The following is a 19,053-nucleotide window of genomic DNA, read 5'->3' on the forward strand; positions in this document are numbered from 1 at the left end:
CTCGACTCGGGCCAGATGCGCATCCTCGCGGTGCTGTCGCCCGAGCGGCTCGAGGAGCCCTTCGCCGAGATCCCGACCGCGATGGAGCAGGGCTTCGACGTCGAATGGACGATCCTGCGCGGCTTCTACATGGGCGGCGACGCCACGGACGAGGAATACCAGGCCTGGGTCGACGCCTTCCAGGCCGCCTACGGCACCGAGGAATTCGCCGCCGTCCAGAAAGAGCGGGGCATCCTGCCGCTGAACATGGCCGGCGCCGAGCTTCAGGCCTCGATCGAGGAGCGCGTGCAGAACCTGCGCGAGATCGCCACCGAGGCGGGCCTGATCGGCAACTGATCCGCGTCCCGGTCCGGCCCGCCCCCGCGCGGGCCGGACCCCGTTCGTCATACACCCCAAATTCGAGGAGACCGTCATGGTCGACCGTATTTTTGCCGGGGTGCTTCTGATCGTGACGCTGGCCTACGCGGTCATTGCCTTCACCGTCATCAAAGCCCCCTTCCAGTACGATCCGCTCGGACCCGAAAGCTGGCCGCAGATCCTGTCCATGGTCGCGATGGTCTGCCTGCTCGTGATCCTGTGGAAACCCGACACCACCACCATGGGCGTCGCGCGCAAGACGTGGTTCCGGCTCGCCGCCACCATCGTCATGCTCGTCGCCTATGCCGAGCTCTACGAGCCGCTGGGCTTCATCCTGTCCACCATCCTGTTCGGCACCGCGCTCTGCGCCATGCTGGGCGCGGGGATCGTGCGCGCGCTGGTCTTCGGCGTCAGCGCCGGCGTGGCCGGCTACCTGCTGTGCGTGACCCTGCTCGAGCTGAACCTGCCCGAGGGCGAACTGGTCGAGTGGCTGATGACGCCGACCGAACAAGAAGGAGCGTCGTGATGGAGGCCGTGATTTCCGGACTCGCGACCGGCTTCGGCGTCGCGCTGGACCCGTTCAACCTGTTTCTTGTGCTGGCGGGCTGCTTCGCCGGCACGCTCATCGGCGCGCTGCCGGGACTGGGCCCCATCAACGGCGTCGCCATCCTGCTGCCCATCGCGTACGGGCTGGGCTTCAGCCCCGAATCCGCGCTGATCCTGCTCGCCGGCATCTACTACGGGGCCGAGTATGGCGGGCGGATCTCATCGATCCTGCTCAACGTGCCCGGTGACGCCGGCGCGGTCATGACCACGCTGGACGGCAACCCGATGGCCCGCGCGGGCGAGGCCGGGCGCGCCCTGTCGCTGTCGGCGATCGCGTCGTTCATCGGCGGCACCTTCGCGGTGATCCTGATGTCGCTGTTCGCGCCGCTGCTGGCCGGCTTCGCGGTCACCTTCTCGCCCGCCGACTACGTGGCGCTGATGGTCTTCGCCTTCGCCTCGCTGGCCTCGCTGGTGGGCAAGAGCACGGTCAAGACGCTGCTGGGCGCCACGATCGGCCTGATGCTGGCCACCATCGGCATCGACGCCAACACCGGCATCCCGCGCTTCACCTTCGGCATCCCCGATATCCTGGCGGGCATCGACTTCCTGATCGTGGTCGTCGGTCTCTTCGGCATGGCCGAGCTGCTGACGCTGGTCGAGCAACAGGTCTCGGGCCGGCTGAAATCGCTGCCGGTGGACAAGAGCTTCGTGCGCTGGGCCGACATCGTGAAGTGTCGCTGGACGATCGCACGCGCGTCGGTCATCGGCTTCTTCATCGGCATCCTGCCGGGCACCGGCGCCTCGGTCGCCTCGGCCGTCGCCTACGGCACGGAAAAGCGGATCTCGGACACCGACAAGACCTTCGGGACCGGCGACATCCGCGGGCTCGCGGCGCCCGAGGCCGCCAACAACGCCGCGGCCGGCGGCGCGATGGTGCCGATGCTCACGCTGGGCATCCCGGGCTCGGGCACGACGGCGATCCTGCTCGGCGCGCTGCTGATGTTCAACATCCAGCCCGGCCCGATGATGTTCACCCAGCGGCCCGAGGTGGCCTGGGGCCTGATCGCGTCGATGTATATCGGCAACGTCGCGCTGCTGGTCATCAACCTGCCGCTCGTGGGGATCTTCGCGCGCATGCTGACGATCCCGCAGCACTACCTGACGCCGCTGATCGCGATCCTCGCCTTCATCGGGATCTACACCATCGTCGGCAACCCGTTCGACCTTCTGCTGATCACCGGCCTCGGCGTCTTCGGGTGGATCCTGCGCAAGCTGGACTTCAGCCTCGCGCCGGTCATACTGGGCTTCGTGCTGGGCAGCCTGTTCGAGAACAACCTGCGCCGCGCGCTGTCGATCTCGGACGGGGACTGGACGATCCTGGTGCAGGACTACAAGAGCATCACGCTGTACGTCCTGGCCGCGCTGGTGGTGATCGCGCCGATCTGGCTGTCGCGCCGCGCGCGCCGGATGGAAGGCGACGCGACCCCGCGCCAAGGCTGAGCCGGTGCCGGACCTTCGGACCTGGGCGGTCACGCTGGTGGCCGGATTTGCGGGGGCGGCCTTGGCCGCCCTCGCAGGCGTTCCGGCGGGCGCGCTCATCGGCAGCACGATCGCCGTCATCGCCGTCGCCGGCGCCGGGCTGCGCGTCGCCCTGCCCGCGCCGCTGCGCGACCTCGCCTTCGCGACGATCGGCGTGTCGCTCGGCTCGGGCATAGACGAGCGGATCTTCCGGCAACTCGACGCCTGGGCGATCAGCCTGTGCATCCTCGTCGTCTCACTGGTCGCCACGATGGCCGTCAGCCGCCTGATCCTGACGCGCGGCTTCCACCTCGACCCCGAGACCGCGACGCTGGCCAGCGCGCCGGGCACCATGTCGAACGCCATCAGCATGGCGGCGGCGGGCCACGGCGACGCCACGGCGGTCATGTTCCTGCAACTCATGCGCCTGCTGGCGCTGCTCATCGCGGTGCCGCCGCTGGCGGTGCACCTCGGCGGCGCGGCACCGGGCGCGGCCGATGCCGGTGCGGCCATGCCCCTGCCCGCCTTCGCGCTGCTTCTGGCGCTGGCCGTCGTGCTGGGCCTGCTGGGCACGCGCGCCGGGCTTCCCGCCGCAAGCCTTTTGGCCGGCATGGTCGTCAGCGCCGCCAGCCACGCGACCGGCCTGGTCCACGGCATGGCGCCCGCCTGGGCGGTGTTCGCGGCCTTCGCCACGACCGGCGCGGTGCTCAGCACCCGGATGAGCCGCGTGACCGCGGCGCAGGTGAAACGCTACGCGCTGGCCGGTGCGGCAACCGTGGCCACGGCGATCGTGCTCTCGCTGGGCTTCGCCGTGCTCGCGCAGGCCGCGACGGGGCTGTCCTTCGCGCAGGTCTGGATCGCCTATGCCCCCGGCGGGGTCGAGGCGATGGCCGCGATCGCACTGTCGCTGGGCCACGACCCGGCCTTCGTGGCGGTGCACCACTTCGCGCGGATCTTCGCGCTGGTCCTGATCGTACCGGTGGCGCTTCGTCTCTGACGCGCCGCGCGTCGGGTCCGTCTGGCCGTCCGAAGGCCGCTAAGCAGCGCCGGCCCTGTCACCCTCTCCGGGGTCGCGGTCCAGGCCGGTGTCCGAGGGCCCGCGCACGTCCATCTCCTTGACGAAGACGCAATGCGTCCGCCGCCCCGCCCGCTTGGCCTGGTAGAGCGCGATGTCCGCGCGGCGCACCAGCTCGGCGCGGCCGGCGGACCGCTCGCGCGCACGGCAGGCGCCGATGCTGCCGGACACCTGGACCATGTTGCCGAACAGGTCGAACGGGCGCGAGATGTCCTCGAGCAGCCCTTCGCAGAACGCAAACAGATCCTGCACCCCCATGTCGCCGTCGAGGACGATGGCGAACTCGTCGCCGCCCAGCCGCGCGGCGGTGTCGCTGTCGCGCAGGCGGGCGGTGATCCGGTGGGCGACCTGGCGGATCAGCTCGTCGCCGGCCGGGTGTCCCAGCGTGTCGTTGACGTTCTTGAACTGGTCGAGGTCGAGCACCAGAAGCGTGACGTCCAGCCCCGTGGTCCTGCGCCGCGCCAGCGCCTGGTCCAGCCGTTCGTCGAACAGCGCCCGGTTCGGAAGCTGCGTCAGCGGGTCGTGGAACGCCAGGAACCGCGACTGCGCCTCGCTGTGCTGAAGCTTCTGCGAGGTGCGCATCAGCGTCCCCGCCAGCCAGAAGACCAGCGCGGCCCCCGCCAGCAGCCACAGCGCAAGCGCCGGGAAGAGCGCGGCGACCAGGCTGCGCGCCGGGGTCGCGGCGGTCCAGCCCAGCCGCGAGACGACGGCGCCGCGCGCGTCCTCGATCGCGACCGAGGCCGAGCGGTCCCCCGCCGCGTCGACCAGCGCCGGCTCGCGCAGCGCCAGGCCCTCGGTCACCGCGGCGACATAGGCCGCGTCGATCATGTCCACCGCCACGTGGAAGGACATGGCCTCGGGCGCGACGGCGACGGTGTCGGTATCGGGCACGATCGGCACGACGCTGACCACCGCCGGCCCGTCGGGCAGCGCCACGTGGTCCGTCGCGGCGATCTCGGCCGGGTCCACCTCGCCCGCGAGCACCGTCGCCCGCGCGTCGCGCGCCAGCGCCAGCACCGGTTCGGCGACGGCCGCGAAGGCCGCCGGGTCGCGCGTCTCGCCACCGATCGCGGCATAGACCGGCTCGAGCGCGGGGCTCAGTACGAAGTTCAGGTCGTGCCCGAAATAGGTCTGCATCCAGACGCCGAGATTGGACTCGATCCAGGCCACGTCCCCGGCCTGCGCCGCGATCACCGCGTCGTCCCAGATGCTCGCGCTTCGTTGTTCCGTCGGCAGGTGGTCGAACCGGGCGGCGATGGCCGCACTCACCTGCATCGTCTCGCGCGCGGCGGCGTCGTCGTCGATCCGCGCCACGCTGTGTACGCCCACGACAATCACCGGCGCCGCACCGAACACCCCGAGCAGCACCAGCGCCGCGACGATCTGGGAGCGAAACGAACGGTGGTTCGGTCCGTCGAACACGATTCTCTCCCGGAAGGTGCCAATTGCAACGGTTTGCGGCGAACTGGTTACCAAATGCTTAAGCGCGCGCGAGGGCCGCGCCGCCGGGACGCGCCCCGACGCCTCCCAGACGCCGGCAACCCCGCGTCCAAGCCACTGCCCAAGCACGACTTTCAGGCACCGCGCGCGGCACTGCGCGAAATCCGCCGATTCTTTGGCACCCGCCGCGAAATCCCCCTGCCCAGCCACCCCGGGCGCAGGATATGAAGGCGCGTTCGTGCGGAGTCCCAAGCACCATGCCCATCGATCCGGTCGTTCTGGCGCCCTATGCCGCGATCCTGCTGCTCATCGGCGTCTTCATCGCCTTCGCCTTCGAAACCCACCCGCCCGAGATCGTCGCCTTCTGCGGCGCCGTCGTCGCCGTAGCGATCGGCCTCGTCGGCCCCGAGGACGTGCTCGCCTCGCTGGGCAACCCGGCGCCGGCCACCATCGGCGCGATGTTCGTGCTCAGCGCGGCGCTGGTGCGGACCGGCGTGCTCGAAAGCGTCAGCGGCATCCTCGGCCGCTACTCGGCCACCCGGCCGCGCCTGACCATCGGGCTGTTCTTCGCCTCGGCCGCGATCGCCTCGGCGTTCATGAACAACACGCCGGTGGTCATGGTCCTGATCCCCGTCGTCATCACCCTGGCGCGCGAGATGCGCATGGCCGCGTCGCACCTGCTGATCCCGCTGTCCTACGTGGTCATCCTGGGCGGCACCTGCTCGCTCATCGGGACGTCGACGAACCTGCTGGTCGACGGCATCGCGCGGGACATGGGGATGACCGCCTTCGGCATCTTCGAGATCGCCCCCCTCGGCATCGTCGTCGCCGCGATCGGGGCGCTGTTCCTCGCCCTCGCCGCGCCGCGCCTGCTGCCGGTGCGCACCACCGTCGGCTCGACCCTCTCCGACCGCGAGCGGCGCCGCTGGCTGGTCGAGCTGTTCATCCCCGCCGGCTCGCCCCTGATCGGTACGCCACCGCTGAAGATCGCCGAGTTCCAGAACGGCGGCAGCCGCGTGATCGACCTGGTGCGCGGCGACGAATCCTACCGCCAGTCTCTGGCCGAGGTCGCGCTGCAGGTGGGCGACATCGTCGTGCTCGCCACGCGCGAGACCGAGCTCATGGGCTTCAGCGACGGCGCGGTGGCCGGCAAGGCCATTCCGGGGACCGAGCCGTCGACCGCCCGGCGCACCGCCGTGGTCGAGGTGCTGGTCGGGCCGAACACCCGCGCGCTGCACCGCATGATCGGCCGGCTGCACTGGCGCCGGCGTTTCGGCGTCTACCCGATCGCGCTGCACCGCAACGGCACGGCACTCGACATGCGGCTGGCGATGATGCGGCTGGCAGTGGGCGACACGCTGCTGCTCAACGGCTCGGCCGACGACATCGCCCGCCTGGTCGAGGAAGAGCGCCTGATCATGCTCTCGCCGGTCGTGGCGCGCGCCTTCCGCCGGTCGCGCGCGCCGGTCGCCATCGGCACGATGGCGGCGGTGGTGGTGCTGGCGGCGCTCAACGTGGCGCCGATCCTGACCCTGTCGCTGATCGGCGTGGCGGTGGTGTTCCTGACCCGCTGCATCGACGCCGACGAGGGCATCGGCGCGATCGACGGCCGCCTGCTGCTGCTGATCGTCTCGATGCTAACGCTCGGCAGCGCGTTGCAGCAATCCGGCGCGCTGACGCTGATCGTCGACGCCGTGGCGCCGCTTCTGGGCACGCTGCAACCGATCGTGGCGCTGGCGCTGGTCTACGCGCTGACCTCGATCCTGACCGAGATGGTGACCAACAACGCGGTCGCCGTCCTGATGGCACCCATCGCGGCGGGCATCGCGGCGCAGCTGGGGCTCGATCCGCGGCCCTTCGTAGTGGCGGTCATGTTCGGCGCCAGCGCCAGCTTCGCCACCCCGATCGGCTACCAGACGAACACGCTGGTCTACAGCGCGGGCGGCTACCGATTCCTCGACTTCGTGCGGATCGGCGTGCCGATGAACGTCCTCGTCGGTGCCGTGACGGTGCTGGTGATCCCGCTGATCTGGCCGCTCGCGGGCTAGATCGCGGCCCCGCGACCGCGCCCGGTCCGCCCCGCCGGAATTATTATCCGGCGGGGCTTGCGCGCGCTCGGCGCGCGTACGATCTGCATCCAGCGGGCCGGGCCCCTCTGACGACGGATGACCGCCGTGATGTCGGACCGCATCGAGTGCGCTCGATGGTTTGCCCGGACGTATCCCCGTCCCCGAGACCTCGGCGCGAACAGGCAAAAAGGTCCCGAATCTTGGAAATCCTCCTCCTTCTCTTCCTGGGCAAGCCGCTGTGGATGTGGCTCGTCTTCCTGGCCGTCGTGATCGGCCTGCTGGTCTTCGACCTGGGCGTCCTGCACAAGGACGACCACGAGATCGGCGTCGCCGAAAGCCTCCGGCTGTCGGCCATGTACATCGCGCTGGGGCTGTCCTTCGCGGGCTTCATCTGGTGGCAGATGGACGCCACCGCCAGCGCGCAGTACCTGACCGCCTTCGTGGTCGAGAAGACGCTGGCGATGGACAACATCTTCGTCATCGCACTGATCTTCGGCTTCTTCGCGATCCCGCGCGAATACCAGCACCGAGTGCTGTTCTGGGGCATCCTGGGCGTGATCCTGCTGCGCGGCATCATGATCGGCCTCGGCGCCACCATCGTCGAGCAGTACCACTGGGTGCTCTACTTCTTCGCGGCGTTCCTGATCTTCACCGGCATCAAGATGCTGTTCGTCTCCGAGAAAGAGCACAGCCTGCACGACAACCGGCTGCTGGCGTTCCTGCGGCGCCGCCTGCACGTGACCGACGGCCTGCGCGGCCACGCGTTCTTCAGCCGCGAACCGCACCCCCAGACCGGTCGGATGACCCGCTTCGTGACGCCGCTGTTCCTGGCGCTGATCGTGATCGAGGTGGCCGACCTGGTCTTCGCGGTGGATTCCGTCCCGGCCGTCTTCACCATCACGACCGACCCGTACCTGGTCTACACCTCGAACATCTTCGCCATCCTCGGGCTGCGCGCGCTCTACTTCGCGCTGGCGGCGGTGCTGCACCGCTTCGCCTACCTGAAATACGCCCTGTCGCTGCTGCTGGTCTTCATCGGCTCGAAGATCTTCATCGCCGACGCGATGGGGTGGGAGAAGTTCCCGCCGGAATGGTCGCTGGGCATCACCTTCGCGATCCTCGGCGCGGGCGTCGCCTTCTCGCTGTGGAAGACGGGCCCGCTGCGGGCCGAGACCGCACCGCCCAGCGTCCACTGACGCGCGGACATGAAAAAGGCGGATGGCGCAGCCCGCGCCATCCGCCCCGTCGTTTTTCGGACCAACCGGCTTACTGCGCCCGCGCCGCCCAGATGCACTGCGTGCCGGACCGGCGCCATCTGCCGCGCGCTCGGCCCGCCGACCTCAAGCGAACGGATCGCACACCGGCCGTGCGCGGACGCAAAGGCGCTTCAGCCCTCGTTGCCCGCGCCGCCCGCGCCCGCCTCGGCCAGCCTCCGGTCCAGCGCGTCGCGCGCGCGATCGAGCACGCGGCGCGCCTCGGCGGGGTCCGCGTCCTCCGCCCGGCGCAGGCGCTGGTCGGTCAGCGGCTGCACCGGCGTGCCGTCCACGACGATCTCGTAATGCAGGTGCGGCGCCGTCGACGTGCCCGTCGAGCCGACGCGCCCGATCTCGTCGCCGGCCGCCACGCGGACGCCCTCGGTCAGCGCCGCGTTCACCGAACTCAGATGCGCATAAAGCGTCTGCACCCCGCCGCCGTGGTCGATCTCGACCATCAGGCCGTAGCCGCTCTTGCGCCCGGCATGCACGATCCGGCCGCCTTCGGTCGCGCGCACCCTGGCGCCCAGCGCCGCCTCGTAATCGACGCCGCTGTGCATGCGCACGAAGCCGTGCACCGGGTGCTTGCGCGGCCCGAAGGCGGAACTCAGCCGCGCCCCCGCGACCGGCTGGTCGAAGATCTGCACCAGCACGTCGTCCCTGTAGATCCGCGTCAGGGTCGACTCCGCGTCCGGCCACAGGATCTCGTAGCGGGCGTCGGCCAGCGTGATCTGCGCGAAGTCGATCAGCGGCTCGCCGATCGTCCGGTCGCCCAGCCGATGCTCGCGCCACGCCACGCGTAGCGTCTCGCCGCCCGCCAGCGCGCTGCGCAGGTCCAGCGTGCCCGCCAGCACCAGCTCCAGGTCGGTGGCGAAGCGCGTCGGGATCGCCGCCGCCTCGAGTGCCGCATAGACCGAGCTTCCGATCGTCGCCATGCCCGCGAAGAATACCGGGTCCAGCGCGGGCGGCACCACCTCGACCGTCGGCGCAGCACCAAAGCGCGCCTCGATGCGCACGCCGTTCTCGATCTCGAGCGCGGCCTCGCGCGGCATCCCGTCGGCGCCGATCCGCACCGACACGCCGTGCCCGGGCTGCAGCCGCCGCAGGTCGTATTCGGTGGCCAGCGCCTCGGACACGCGGGCGCGCGTCACCGCGTCCAGACCCGCCTCGGCCAGCAGCATGTCCAGGCTCTCGCCGCCGCCGACGACGCGCGACCAGTCGGTGGCGTCTTCCGCCGGCGCGGGCACGGCCGCCGGTTCGGGCAGGACCGGGCCGATCGCCGGGCCCGGCAGGGCGGCGCTTTCGGGCGCCGTTTCGATCGCCAGCGCCGCCTCGGACGGCGCCTCGTCCACGGGCGCGTCCTCGCCGCCCCAGCGTGCCACCCCGGCCACGACGAGGACCCCGACGACGAGGCCCGTCCAGTATCTCAACCTGATGCGCAAGAAGCTGCCCGTCTTTGTTTTTCTTCGGTCTTCCAAGCCTTGCCCGCGCAAGGCCGTCCTGTCGATCCCGCCCGGCGCGGCCCTCGCGCGATGCGCGCCGGACCGCCGTCGGGGCGGAAAGTATCGTGTCGACCCGTGGCAGCCGGGTGACCGGGCGGACCCTAGCCGCGCGGTTCGGCCCTCGCAACCTCTCCGCATCCAGGGCGGCGCCCATTCGCCGAGCGCCGCGCCGCATCGCCGATTGAGCTTGCCCGCGCGGCACCCGATAAGGGATCGGCACGTCTCGCAATTGGCCCGCCGAAAGGAACCCGGTGTCCGACGCCCGCCCCACCGCCGCTCCGCACGCGCAACGCAACGCGCAGGCGCCCGCCCTGCCCGCCTGCCCGGTCTGCGGCGCCGCCTCGGCGCCGTTCGTCACGCTCGGCGGGCGCGCCTATTTCCGCTGCCCGACCTGCGCCGCGCGGTTCCTCGACCCGGCGCACCACCCCGCGCCAGCTGACGAGCGCGCGCATTACCTGCACCACGAGAACGACGTGCACGACCCGCGCTACCGCCGCTTCCTGTCGAAGCTGGCCGACCCGCTGCTGGCCCGCCTCGCCCCCGGCGCGCGCGGCCTCGACTACGGCTGCGGCCCCGGCCCCGCACTGGCGGCGATGCTGCGCGAGGCCGGGCACGCCGTCGCGCTCTACGACCCGGCCTTCGCGCCCGACCCGGCGCCGCTCGCCACCTCCTACGACTTCGTCACCTGCACCGAGGTGGCCGAGCATTTCCACCGCCCGGCGGACGAGTTCGCCCGCCTGCGCGCGCTGGTCCGCCCCGGCGGCTGGCTGGCGGTGATGACCTGCTTCCAGACCGACGACGCACGCTTTGCCGACTGGCATTACCGCAAGGACCCGACCCACGTGGTCTTCTACCGCGAGGAGACGTTCCGCCACCTCGCCCGCGCCTGGGGCTGGTCCTGCGCGGTCCCGGTCAAGGACGTGGTGCTGATGCAGCGCCCGGGCGGCGCGCCATGACCACCTGGCACCACGAGGAACGGCTTGCCGCCGTGCTGGACGCGGTGCGCGAACGCGCCGCGCGGCGCGTGCTCGACTTGGGCTGCGGCGACGGCGATCTCTTCGTGCGGCTGGCGGCCGAGCCGGGCATCGCGCGGCTGGTCGGTCTCGACATTGATGCGCCCGCGCTCGACCGCCTGCGCGCGCGGCTGGCCAAGGACCCGCCCCGCGTGCCCGACGTAGCTGTGCGCGACGCCTCGATGATCGACCCGCCGCCCGGGCTTGCCGGGTTCGACTGCGCCGTGCTGCTCGAGACGATCGAGCACATCCCGCCCGACCGGCTCTCGGCGCTCGAGCGCGCGCTGTTCCGCACGTTGCGTCCCGCCCGCGTCGTCGTGACCACGCCGAATGCCGAGTTCAATCCCCTGCTCGGCGTGCCCGCGCACCGGATGCGCCACCCCGACCACCGCTTCGAATGGGACCGCGCCCGCTTTCGCCGTTGGAGCACGCGCGCCGCCCAAGCTTGGGGCTACGCCGTGCGCTTTCGGGACGTCGCGGGCCGGCATCCCGCGCTTGGCGGCGCCAGCCAGATGGCGGTGTTCGACCGCGCCGATCCCGGGCCCTCGATCGCGGCAAATCCTAACGGAAGATGAATCCGTCTCTGTAACCCATTGATTTTTCGTGGCCGCAAGCGTGTCCCATCGTGGGACACGCGGTCTCGCGCCTCTCTCAGGCCCGCAATTCCCGGGTCAGCCGCCGCTCGATCAGCAGGCAGAACCCGGCCAGCAGGATGCACCAGGCCCCCATGAACAGGCTCTGCGTCGGGAAGGCGATGCCCCGGTCGATCAGGATGCCGGTGATGCCCGGCCCGATCGCGGTCGAGATCACCATCACCGTCGTCGCCAGCGACCGGATCGAGCCCAGGTTCCGCGTCCCGTAGACCACCGGCAGCAGCACGCCCCACAGCGCGCTCGCCGTACCTTGGGTGATCCCGATCACCCCCAGCGCCACGTACCACGCCGCGGTCTGGTCGGCCGGCCAGATCAGCGCGACCCCGATCCCCATCGGCACCAGAAGCAGCGGCAGCAGCCGCTGCGGCCCGAACCGGTCCGCCGCCCACCCCGCCGCGAAGGCCGAGGCCACGGTCGCCGTCGCGAAAGCCGAGTATCCCGGCGCCATGTCCACCAGCGACCACCCTTTCACCCCGGCGATGTGGACCTGGTGGAAGAACACCACCGTCCCGATGAAGCCCGGCGTCAGCAGGACCGGCAGCAGCGCCGGCAGCAGCCAGTGCCGGATCGCGTCGCTCCGCGTCCATTGCCGTCCGCCCAGCCCCGGCAGATCGCGCGAGGCCGCCTGCCCCTCGGGCACGCGATCGGCGCGCAGCAGAAGCCACAGCAGCGGCGCCGCCACCGCGACCAGCACGACCGCCACCCCGACCCACGTGGTCCGCCAGCCGATCGTCGCGATGGCCAGCACCGCGACCAGCGGGATCACCACCTCGCCCGCCGGGTGGCCGAGGTTGGCGATCGACACCGCCTGCCCGCGCTTCGCCTCGAACCAGCGGCCCATCGCGGTCATCGCCACGTGGCTGAACATCCCCTGCCCGCAGAAGCGCAGCAGGAACAGCGCGAAGCCCAGGAACCAGACCGACCAGGCCAGCGCCATCACCACGCAGGCCGCCCCGAACAGCACGCTCAGCGCCGGCGCCAGCCGCGACAGCGGGATCGTGTCGGCCACCGACCCGCGCCAGAACATCAGCGCGGCCGAACACAGCGTGGCCAACGTGTAAAGGCTGCCCCAGCTGCCGTCGGTCAGCCCGTGCTCGGCCTTGATCGCGCCCGCGAAGAGCGAGATGAACCACGTCTGGCCGAAGCCCGACGCGAAGGTCAGCAAGAAGCCCACGCCAAGCCATTGCAGGTTGGCCTTGAAGAAGTTCAGCATCGGGTCGCGTCCGGTTGTGGCATCAACCGGCACACTCCCTGCAGCGCATGATCGTGGGGTCGAGATCGAGCCTCTTCAGCCCGATGAAGTCGCCGCAGCCGTCGCAATAGCCGAACTCGCCCGCCTCGATGCGGCGTATGGCGGCCCCGATCGCGCGGCCGCGGCCCTGACGGCGGGCATCCTGCGCCGCAGACATCGCCTGCTGCTGCAGCGCGTCCATGCGGCTCAGCCGGCCGACGCTCTGCTGGTCCAACTCGACCGGCTTGCGCGCCTCGGCCGTGTCCGCCGAGGCCGAACGCAGCGCGGCCAGCTCCTCGCGCAGGCGCGGAAGGTACCTGTCGCGCAATTCGCTGTCGGTCGGTTCGTCCATGGCGTCACCGCATCAGAAGCACGGGCACCTTGCAAGAGCGCACCATCTCGGTCGTGGTCGACCCGATCACCAGGCTGCGGATGCGGCTGTGCCCGTAGGCGCCCATCACCAGCATGCCGAAACCATCATCCTCGACCAGCTTCCCCAGAACTTCGTCCGGACGCCCCTCGACGATGCGGGTTTCGGCGTCGTGGCCGGCGGCCTTCAGCAGCGCCTTGGCGTCGGCCAGACCTCTGCGCGTCTCGGCATTGTCCGCGCCGACGGTGACGATCTCGATCGTCAACCCGGCAAACAGCGTGCTGCGCGCGATGTGGTCGACCGCCTTCATGGCAGAGCTGCCGCCGTCATAGGCGACCAGAACCTTGTCGATCGGCTTGAACGCGCGCGAGGCCACGAAGATCGGCCGGTGCGCGGCGCGCACGATCCGTTCGAGGTTCGAACCGAGATGCCCCTTGGCGAAATCCGCCGCCTCGCCCCGCTTGCCGATGACGATGACGCGGCCGTCGCCCTCGATCTCGGCGATCGCCTCGATCAGGTCGCCGTGGCGCAGGCGCGTGGTCACGTCGCTGACGCCGTCGCGCGAGACGATGGCATGGGCGTCCTCGAGAATGGCGCGGCCGCGATGGGCGACCAGCTTGGCGCGCTGCGCGTCGAGCTCGGACAGCTCCTCCATCAGCTGGCTGCGCGCGCCCAGCCGGATCGAGCCCGACAGGTCCTGCTTCTGCGGCGCCTCGCGGCGGCCGAGGACGTGGATCAACTCGACCGGGGACCCCGTCCGCTCGGATATCCAGGCGGCGTGGTCGCAGACGCTTTCGGAATACAGCGAACCGTCGACGAGCGCGATGATCTTGTCTGTCATGGTCATTCCTCCCTCAATGGCCCATCAGCTTGTCCATGGCGCCGGGCTTGTCGTGGATGGCAAGCCGGTCGACCAGCGTCTCGGTCGCCCGGTTCATGCCCACCACGTCCACCTCGGCCCCGTCGCGGCGGAACTTGAGGATCGCCATGTCCAGCGCCTGTACCGAGCTGATGTCCCAGATATGCGCCCGGCTGACGTCGATGATCACACGTTCCGGTGCCTCCTTGAAGTCGAAGGCGTCCATGAAGTCCTCGACCGAGCCGTAGAACAGCTGGCCTTCGACGTGGTAGGTGCGCACTCGGCCGTCGTCGCTCATCTCGGTGCGGACCTGGAAAAGCTGGGCGATCTTGCCGGCGAAAAAGATACCCGACAGCAGCACGCCCACCAGGACGCCGATGGCGAGGTTGTGCGTGTAGACCACCGTCACGACGGTCGCGAGCATCACGATCGAGGACGACCGCGGGTGCACCGTCAGGTTCTTGATCGACGACCACGAGAACGTGCCGATCGAGACCATGATCATGATCGCGACCAGCGCCGGCATCGGGATGATGCTGACCAGATCGCCAAGACCGACGACGAGGATCAGCAGGAAGACACCGGCCACGAAGCACGACAGCCGCCCGCGGCCGCCGGACTTCACGTTGATGATCGACTGGCCGATCATCGCACAGCCGGCCATCCCGCCGATGAACCCGGTGGCGGTGTTGGCGATGCCCTGGCCCACGCACTCCTGATTTCGGTTGGACTTGGTGTCGGTCAGATCGTCGACGATATTCTGCGTCATCAGGCTTTCCAGCAAACCGACGATGGCCACCGCGACCGAATAGGGCAGGATGATCATCAGCGTATCGAGGTTCAGCGGGATCTGCGGGATCAGGAACACCGGCAGCGTGTCGGGCAGCGCACCCATGTCGCCCACCGTGCGCACGTCGAGCCCCAGCGCGAAGACCAGCGCGGTCAGCACGATGATCGTCACCAACGGCGACGGGACCGCCGTGGTGACCAGCGGCACGAGGTAGATCATCGCCAGACCCGCCGCGACCAGCGCGTAGGTGACCCAGGTCACCGTGCGCGGATCGAGTTCGGGCAGCTGCGCCATGAAGATCAGGATCGCCAGCGCGTTCACGAAGCCGGTCATCACCGAGCTCGAGACGTAGCGCATGACGAAGCCAAGCCTCAGCGCGCCAGCGCCGATCTGCAGAAGGCCCGCCAGGACCGTTGCGGCCAGCAGGTATTCCAGCCCGTAATCCCGCACCAGCGTCACCATCAGGACGGCCGTCGCGGCTGTCGCGGCCGAGATCATGCCCGGCCGGCCGCCCGCGATCGCGGTGATCACCGCGATCGAGAAGCTGGCATAGAGGCCGACCTTGGGGTCGACACCGGCGATGATCGAAAAGGCAATGGCCTCGGGGATGAGGGCGAGCGCCACGACGAGGCCCGCGAGCAGATCGCCGCGAACGTTGCCGAACCACTGCGCCCGATAAGCGTCGAGTGAGAACATGAAGGATCTATCCGATACCGGCCGTCATCGAGGCGTCCGGTCGTGCACATGCACCGTTGTCTGGTGTTGTCCGGCGGATCGGCGGCCGGAAGAGCCACCCGGAATCGCTCCCGGGTCCAGTCTGCTGCGCCGCGGCATAGTGGCTGCCGACGCGGAAGGCAACCGGCCGGGGCGAGAATGGCCCGGCTTCCCGGCGGCCGTGGCGAAAGCGGCGCGCCGCGCGCGTCTTGCAGGGCAACTGCCGCATTATCGTGCGGAAGATGGACATGCGCGTCGGTCGACCGGTGCGCGGCTCTCCTGGTCCGCGTCGTGCCCGCGGAAACTGCACCAGTTCCCGACGAACCCGCCCGATCCCGCAGGGCCGTTAGCGGTCCATTAGGCTTACTGCAATATCAACACAGGCGTTCGAGGGGGTCGGCGAATCCGGCAACCCGAGACTTCAGGAAGCCGCGAATGCTCGTCCGGATCACGCTCGTCGGCCTTGCCGCCGCCTCTTCTGCCGTCGCCGAGGGCCCTTCCGCCGTCGCGCCGGTCGTGGCGTCGACCGCTGTCAGCATGACCGAGAACACGATCGACTGGTCCGGCTCGTATGGCGGCCTCACCGTCGGAGCCGCCACGGTCGAGGGCGAGGCCGAACGGTCCGGCTACAGCGGCCCGCTGCTGACCCTCGACGTCGAGAACGGCCTTTTCCCCAACCGGATCGACGAGCCTTCGCACGCAGGCATCGCCGGTCTGCGCTATGGCCGCAACGACCAGCGCGGCGACTGGGTGACCGGCTTCGAGATCGACGTCGCGTTCGCGGAGCTGACGGCTGACGCCGGGTTCAGCCGCATCGACCCTAATCCCGCGGCTCCCTTCACCGGCGTCGACACGATCACCGGGTACAGGACCGTGTTCGACAGTTTCGCCTCGGCCCGGCTGCGCGCCGGCTACGCCACCGGCCCTTCGTTGCTGTACCTGACCGGCGGCATCGCGGTGGCGGATGTCAGCAACACCTTATCGCTCGACCTACCCAATCTCGGCGCCCCTCTCAGCCCCTATTCGAACGCGTGGACCGAAGAGGGCGTGCGCTTCGGCTACGTTCTGGGAGCGGGCTTCGAGCGGAAGGTCATGGAGCGGGTCAGCCTGTCGGCCGACGTGGTCCGTTTCGACCTGGAGGACGTCGACATCCTCGCCAGTGATTCCGCCGTCTTCGGCGGGGACGAGATATCCTACGAGTTCACGAACGCGGGCTACCTCGCTCGGCTTGGCATCAACTTCGCGTTCTAGCGCCTGTGCGGCGCCGAGGGATCGAGCTTTGCCAGAACGTCATGCGTTGGAATGTCGTTCCGAATAACGGAATGGCGCGCGAATATGAATTGCCCCACCCGCGCAAGCCGCGCTCCCTTCGGGTAACCGGAGCGTGCGGCCGCCGCACCTTTCAAGCCAAAGAATGGGGGGGGGGGAGCGTATGCAGGTGGGATTCGTGGGCACCGGGGCAATGGGCGCCGAGATGGCCCGGCACGTCGCAAGCGCGGGATTTGCCGTTTCGGCCTTCGACACCGATGCCGAAGCGCTGCGGGTCGCGACCCAGGACGACGTCACCGCCGCGGATAGCTTGGCGGCCCTGGCGACCGCCTCGGACGTGATCGTCGTGGTCGTGGCGAACGACGCGCAGTCCCGCGCCGTGGTGACCGAGATCCTCTCGTGCGAGTTGCGCGACAGCGCGGTGATCGCCGTCGCCGCCACGAACCACCCGCGCACCATGATCGAACTCGGCGCGGCCTGTGATGCCAAGGGCATTGGCTTCGTCGATGCGCCGGTCTGCTACGGGCTGCAGGGCGCCAGGGACGGCGACCTCGTATCATTGTGCGGCGGCACGGCGGAGGCCGTCGACAGGATCCGCTCCGTGCTGATGGCCTATTCCCGCGCGGTCGAGCACCTCGGGCCGGTGGGCACGGGGCAGCTCGGCAAAGCGTGCAACAACATGATGCACTGGGCGGCCTGCGTCGCCAATTACGAGACGCTGGCGCTGGCCAAGTCCTGCGGCATCGACGCCCAGACGATGCGCGAGACGCTGCTGAAATGCCCGGCCCGCAACACCACGCTGGAGCGGTGGGACACGACACGCTTTACCTGGCACCAGAAGGACATGGACGTGGTGCTGGACCTCAGCCAGCAGGCTGGACTCGCGCTGCCGCTGTTCGGCGCGGTCGATCAACTGGTCAAGCGCCTCGGCCCCGATCAGGTGCGCGCGCTTCTGCACGAACCGCAGGCGCAATATCTCGGCCAGCCGATCGTCGCGCGGAGCCTCGCCGAGATCACCGCCGAGGAATGATGTTCCCATATGTGGAACGCTGTACCGTTGACGGGAATGCCGCCTGCCGGGTAGGTTCGGGAAAACCGCGACCACAACGGGAGGAGACGCGATGACTGAAGAATCCGCCAGCGAGGGCGGCGTCGGTCACAACAGCGAGAAGCGCGAGAAGGTCGTGTGGGAACGCTGGACCAAGAAGCGCACCTTCGTGCGTGCGCTGGAAGGCACCTACGGCCAGCTCAAGGAAGAGCTCTACTCTCAGCCGCGCGTCTACAAGACGTCCGAGATGAAGTGGAAGGGCGGCCCGCAGAGCTTCGGCAAGAAGGTGATCAACCCGCAGGCCAACCGCATCGCCCAGTCGATCGAGGCGCATGTGGACGTGTACACACCACACGGCTACGGCCAGACGCACGGTCACATGAACTCGGCCGTGTTCTTCGTGCTCAAGGGCAAGGGCCACGACATCCACGACGGCCGTAAGCTGCCGTGGGAGGCCGGCGATGCGCTGATCGTCGAGAACGCCTGCGTGCACCAGCACCTCAGCGACAGCGACGACGAGACCTTCGTGCTGGTCCTCAAGGCCAAGCCGCTGTTCCTGTTCATGCACATGGTCTTCCAGAAGATGGTGCATTTCCCGCCCGAGGACCCGGTGCCGGGACACGAGGATTACCAGCCGCCGGCGAATCTCTGAGGGAGGACGAGGACATGGACGCAAGCACTTTCGCCGATGCGATCGAGCGCCAGCGCGCCAAGAGCGCAGGACCCGAAGTCAGCTTCTACCGGGACGCGCTCAAGGCCAGCCAAGAGTTCCGCAAGGAATACGTCGACCGCGTGAACGTGGTGAAGCACGACCAGATGCCGATGGAACGCTCGGCCGACGGGCTGATCAAGCACATCATCAACGAGCGCATGGACACCAAGGAATGCTGCATCGACATCTACATGCAGTTCATCGAGGCGCAGAAGGCCACCGGCACCAGCCGGCACCTGACCGAGGAAATCGCCTTCGTCATCGAGGGCACCGGGCATGACCTGCACTACGACGTGCAGTTCGAATGCAAGGTCGCCTTCGAGTGGACCTGGGACACGACGCCGAAGAAATACGAATGGGGTCCGGGCGATTTCATCTACGTGCCGCCCTACGTCGCGCACAAGCGCGTCAACACCTCGGACATCGAGGCCCGCGTGATCGTCTGCAACAGCCGCGTGATGAAGGCGATCGGCCTCGACTGGTTCGACCAGCTCGAACCAGCCGAGGGCTTCGAGGACGTCTGGGTTCCGCCGGCCGACTAGGCGCCGCAGGCGCGACTCGACCAGTCCGACGAAAAAGGGCCGTCGCGCGGGTGCGACGGCCCTTTCTGTATGCGCAAACCTTAACCTTTACG

At 69.3% G+C, this 19,053-nt stretch carries 17 protein-coding genes, 1 pseudogene and 1 other annotated feature; of the genes and pseudogenes, 12 read left to right on the forward strand and 6 right to left on the reverse strand.

Annotation, left to right across the window (positions count from 1 at the left end; all coding sequences use genetic code 11):
* The 4 genes and pseudogenes from ACFDTC_RS08490 to ACFDTC_RS08505 form a co-directional block, all read left to right on the forward strand.
* A pseudogene (locus tag ACFDTC_RS08490) lies at nt 1-336 on the forward strand (tripartite tricarboxylate transporter substrate binding protein); the annotation flags it as partial.
* Between the two features lie 76 nt (nt 337-412).
* On the forward strand, nt 413-883 hold the full coding sequence (locus tag ACFDTC_RS08495) for a tripartite tricarboxylate transporter TctB family protein (protein WP_375258448.1): 471 nt from the start codon (nt 413-415) through the stop codon (nt 881-883).
* On the forward strand, nt 883-2,403 hold the full coding sequence (locus ACFDTC_RS08500) for a tripartite tricarboxylate transporter permease (protein WP_375258449.1): 1,521 nt from the start codon (nt 883-885) through the stop codon (nt 2,401-2,403). The genes ACFDTC_RS08495 and ACFDTC_RS08500 overlap by 1 nt, the downstream gene beginning before the upstream one ends.
* Nucleotides 2,404-2,407: 4 nt before the next feature.
* Complete coding sequence (locus ACFDTC_RS08505; protein WP_375258450.1) at nt 2,408-3,418, forward strand: AbrB family transcriptional regulator; 1,011 nt, start codon at nt 2,408-2,410, stop codon at nt 3,416-3,418.
* A 39-nt stretch (nt 3,419-3,457) separates the two neighbouring features.
* Here ACFDTC_RS08505 and ACFDTC_RS08510 read toward each other — a convergent pair whose 3' ends face one another.
* Nucleotides 3,458-4,918 (reverse strand): diguanylate cyclase domain-containing protein, encoded by a 1,461-nt coding sequence (locus ACFDTC_RS08510; protein ID WP_375258451.1) that lies wholly within the window; start codon nt 4,916-4,918, stop codon nt 3,458-3,460.
* Nucleotides 4,919-5,193: 275 nt separating this feature from the next.
* Between ACFDTC_RS08510 and ACFDTC_RS08515 the strand changes: the two genes are divergently transcribed.
* On the forward strand, nt 5,194-6,984 hold the full coding sequence (locus ACFDTC_RS08515; protein WP_375258452.1) for an SLC13 family permease: 1,791 nt from the start codon (nt 5,194-5,196) through the stop codon (nt 6,982-6,984).
* A gap of 221 nt (nt 6,985-7,205) precedes the next feature.
* Nucleotides 7,206-8,201 carry a TerC family protein gene (locus ACFDTC_RS08520; protein ID WP_375258453.1) on the forward strand — a complete coding sequence of 332 codons (996 nt, stop codon included), beginning with the start codon at nt 7,206-7,208 and terminating at the stop codon, nt 8,199-8,201.
* A 191-nt stretch (nt 8,202-8,392) separates the two neighbouring features.
* On the opposite strand, the gene ACFDTC_RS08525 is transcribed toward ACFDTC_RS08520, so the two are convergent.
* Nucleotides 8,393-9,688, reverse strand: a complete 1,296-nt coding sequence (locus ACFDTC_RS08525) for a M23 family metallopeptidase (protein ID WP_375258454.1) — start codon at nt 9,686-9,688, stop codon at nt 8,393-8,395.
* 323 nt (nt 9,689-10,011) lie between these two features.
* On the opposite strand from ACFDTC_RS08525, the gene ACFDTC_RS08530 reads away from it, so the two are divergent.
* The gene (locus tag ACFDTC_RS08530; protein ID WP_375258455.1) at nt 10,012-10,716 is read left to right on the forward strand and encodes a class I SAM-dependent methyltransferase; all 705 of its coding nucleotides are present in this window, start codon (nt 10,012-10,014) and stop codon (nt 10,714-10,716) included.
* On the forward strand, nt 10,713-11,348 hold the full coding sequence (locus ACFDTC_RS08535) for a methyltransferase domain-containing protein (protein ID WP_375258456.1): 636 nt from the start codon (nt 10,713-10,715) through the stop codon (nt 11,346-11,348). The genes ACFDTC_RS08530 and ACFDTC_RS08535 overlap by 4 nt, the downstream gene beginning before the upstream one ends.
* Nucleotides 11,349-11,424: 76 nt before the next feature.
* Here the strand turns inward: ACFDTC_RS08535 and ACFDTC_RS08540 are convergent, their stop codons facing one another.
* The 4 genes from ACFDTC_RS08540 to ACFDTC_RS08555 are packed head-to-tail and all read right to left on the reverse strand — an operon-like array spanning nt 11,425 to nt 15,372.
* Nucleotides 11,425-12,639 carry an MFS transporter gene (locus tag ACFDTC_RS08540; RefSeq protein ID WP_375258457.1) on the reverse strand — a complete coding sequence of 405 codons (1,215 nt, stop codon included), beginning with the start codon at nt 12,637-12,639 and terminating at the stop codon, nt 11,425-11,427.
* A gap of 22 nt (nt 12,640-12,661) precedes the next feature.
* Nucleotides 12,662-13,009 carry a TraR/DksA family transcriptional regulator gene (locus tag ACFDTC_RS08545; RefSeq protein WP_375258458.1) on the reverse strand — a complete coding sequence of 116 codons (348 nt, stop codon included), beginning with the start codon at nt 13,007-13,009 and terminating at the stop codon, nt 12,662-12,664.
* Nucleotides 13,010-13,013: 4 nt separating this feature from the next.
* Complete coding sequence (locus tag ACFDTC_RS08550; protein WP_375258459.1) at nt 13,014-13,868, reverse strand: universal stress protein; 855 nt, start codon at nt 13,866-13,868, stop codon at nt 13,014-13,016.
* Nucleotides 13,869-13,881: 13 nt separating this feature from the next.
* Nucleotides 13,882-15,372 (reverse strand): SulP family inorganic anion transporter, encoded by a 1,491-nt coding sequence (locus ACFDTC_RS08555; protein WP_375258460.1) that lies wholly within the window; start codon nt 15,370-15,372, stop codon nt 13,882-13,884.
* 64 nt (nt 15,373-15,436) lie between these two features.
* Nucleotides 15,437-15,493 (reverse strand) — a sequence feature (sul1 is cis-regulatory element that is thought to sense ions involved in sulfur or methionine metabolism; They are found in Alphaproteobacteria).
* Between the two features lie 332 nt (nt 15,494-15,825).
* On the opposite strand from ACFDTC_RS08555, the gene ACFDTC_RS08560 reads away from it, so the two are divergent.
* The 4 genes from ACFDTC_RS08560 to ACFDTC_RS08575 all read left to right on the forward strand — a co-directional run bounded on the left by ACFDTC_RS08560 (nt 15,826) and on the right by ACFDTC_RS08575 (nt 18,961).
* Nucleotides 15,826-16,641 carry an outer membrane protein gene (locus ACFDTC_RS08560; protein WP_375258461.1) on the forward strand — a complete coding sequence of 272 codons (816 nt, stop codon included), beginning with the start codon at nt 15,826-15,828 and terminating at the stop codon, nt 16,639-16,641.
* A 181-nt stretch (nt 16,642-16,822) separates the two neighbouring features.
* Complete coding sequence (locus ACFDTC_RS08565) at nt 16,823-17,689, forward strand: NAD(P)-dependent oxidoreductase (protein ID WP_375258462.1); 867 nt, start codon at nt 16,823-16,825, stop codon at nt 17,687-17,689.
* A gap of 91 nt (nt 17,690-17,780) precedes the next feature.
* On the forward strand, nt 17,781-18,359 hold the full coding sequence (locus ACFDTC_RS08570; RefSeq protein ID WP_375258463.1) for a cupin domain-containing protein: 579 nt from the start codon (nt 17,781-17,783) through the stop codon (nt 18,357-18,359).
* 14 nt (nt 18,360-18,373) lie between these two features.
* The gene (locus ACFDTC_RS08575; protein ID WP_375258464.1) at nt 18,374-18,961 is read left to right on the forward strand and encodes a hypothetical protein; all 588 of its coding nucleotides are present in this window, start codon (nt 18,374-18,376) and stop codon (nt 18,959-18,961) included.
* Nucleotides 18,962-19,053: the final 92 nt, after the last annotated feature.

The sequence above is a fragment of the Citreimonas sp. genome (genome assembly GCF_042096055.1).
Lineage (GTDB): Bacteria > Pseudomonadota > Alphaproteobacteria > Rhodobacterales > Rhodobacteraceae > Citreimonas.

Bases quoted from the DNA above. Each gene is read 5' to 3' on its own strand.
- ACFDTC_RS08575 (WP_375258464.1), top strand. From the start codon at position 18,374: ATGGACGCAAGCACTTTCGCCGATGCGATCGAGCGCCAGCGCGCCAAG.
- ACFDTC_RS08555 (WP_375258460.1), bottom strand. From the start codon at position 15,372: ATGTTCTCACTCGACGCTTATCGGGCGCAGTGGTTCGGCAACGTTCGC.
- ACFDTC_RS08500 (WP_375258449.1), top strand. From the start codon at position 883: ATGGAGGCCGTGATTTCCGGACTCGCGACCGGCTTCGGCGTCGCGCTG.
- ACFDTC_RS08570 (WP_375258463.1), top strand. From the start codon at position 17,781: ATGACTGAAGAATCCGCCAGCGAGGGCGGCGTCGGTCACAACAGCGAG.
- ACFDTC_RS08550 (WP_375258459.1), bottom strand. From the start codon at position 13,868: ATGACAGACAAGATCATCGCGCTCGTCGACGGTTCGCTGTATTCCGAA.
- ACFDTC_RS08565 (WP_375258462.1), top strand. From the start codon at position 16,823: ATGCAGGTGGGATTCGTGGGCACCGGGGCAATGGGCGCCGAGATGGCC.
- ACFDTC_RS08515 (WP_375258452.1), top strand. From the start codon at position 5,194: ATGCCCATCGATCCGGTCGTTCTGGCGCCCTATGCCGCGATCCTGCTG.
- ACFDTC_RS08535 (WP_375258456.1), top strand. From the start codon at position 10,713: ATGACCACCTGGCACCACGAGGAACGGCTTGCCGCCGTGCTGGACGCG.
- ACFDTC_RS08545 (WP_375258458.1), bottom strand. From the start codon at position 13,009: ATGGACGAACCGACCGACAGCGAATTGCGCGACAGGTACCTTCCGCGC.
- ACFDTC_RS08495 (WP_375258448.1), top strand. From the start codon at position 413: ATGGTCGACCGTATTTTTGCCGGGGTGCTTCTGATCGTGACGCTGGCC.
- ACFDTC_RS08560 (WP_375258461.1), top strand. From the start codon at position 15,826: ATGCTCGTCCGGATCACGCTCGTCGGCCTTGCCGCCGCCTCTTCTGCC.
- ACFDTC_RS08540 (WP_375258457.1), bottom strand. From the start codon at position 12,639: ATGCTGAACTTCTTCAAGGCCAACCTGCAATGGCTTGGCGTGGGCTTC.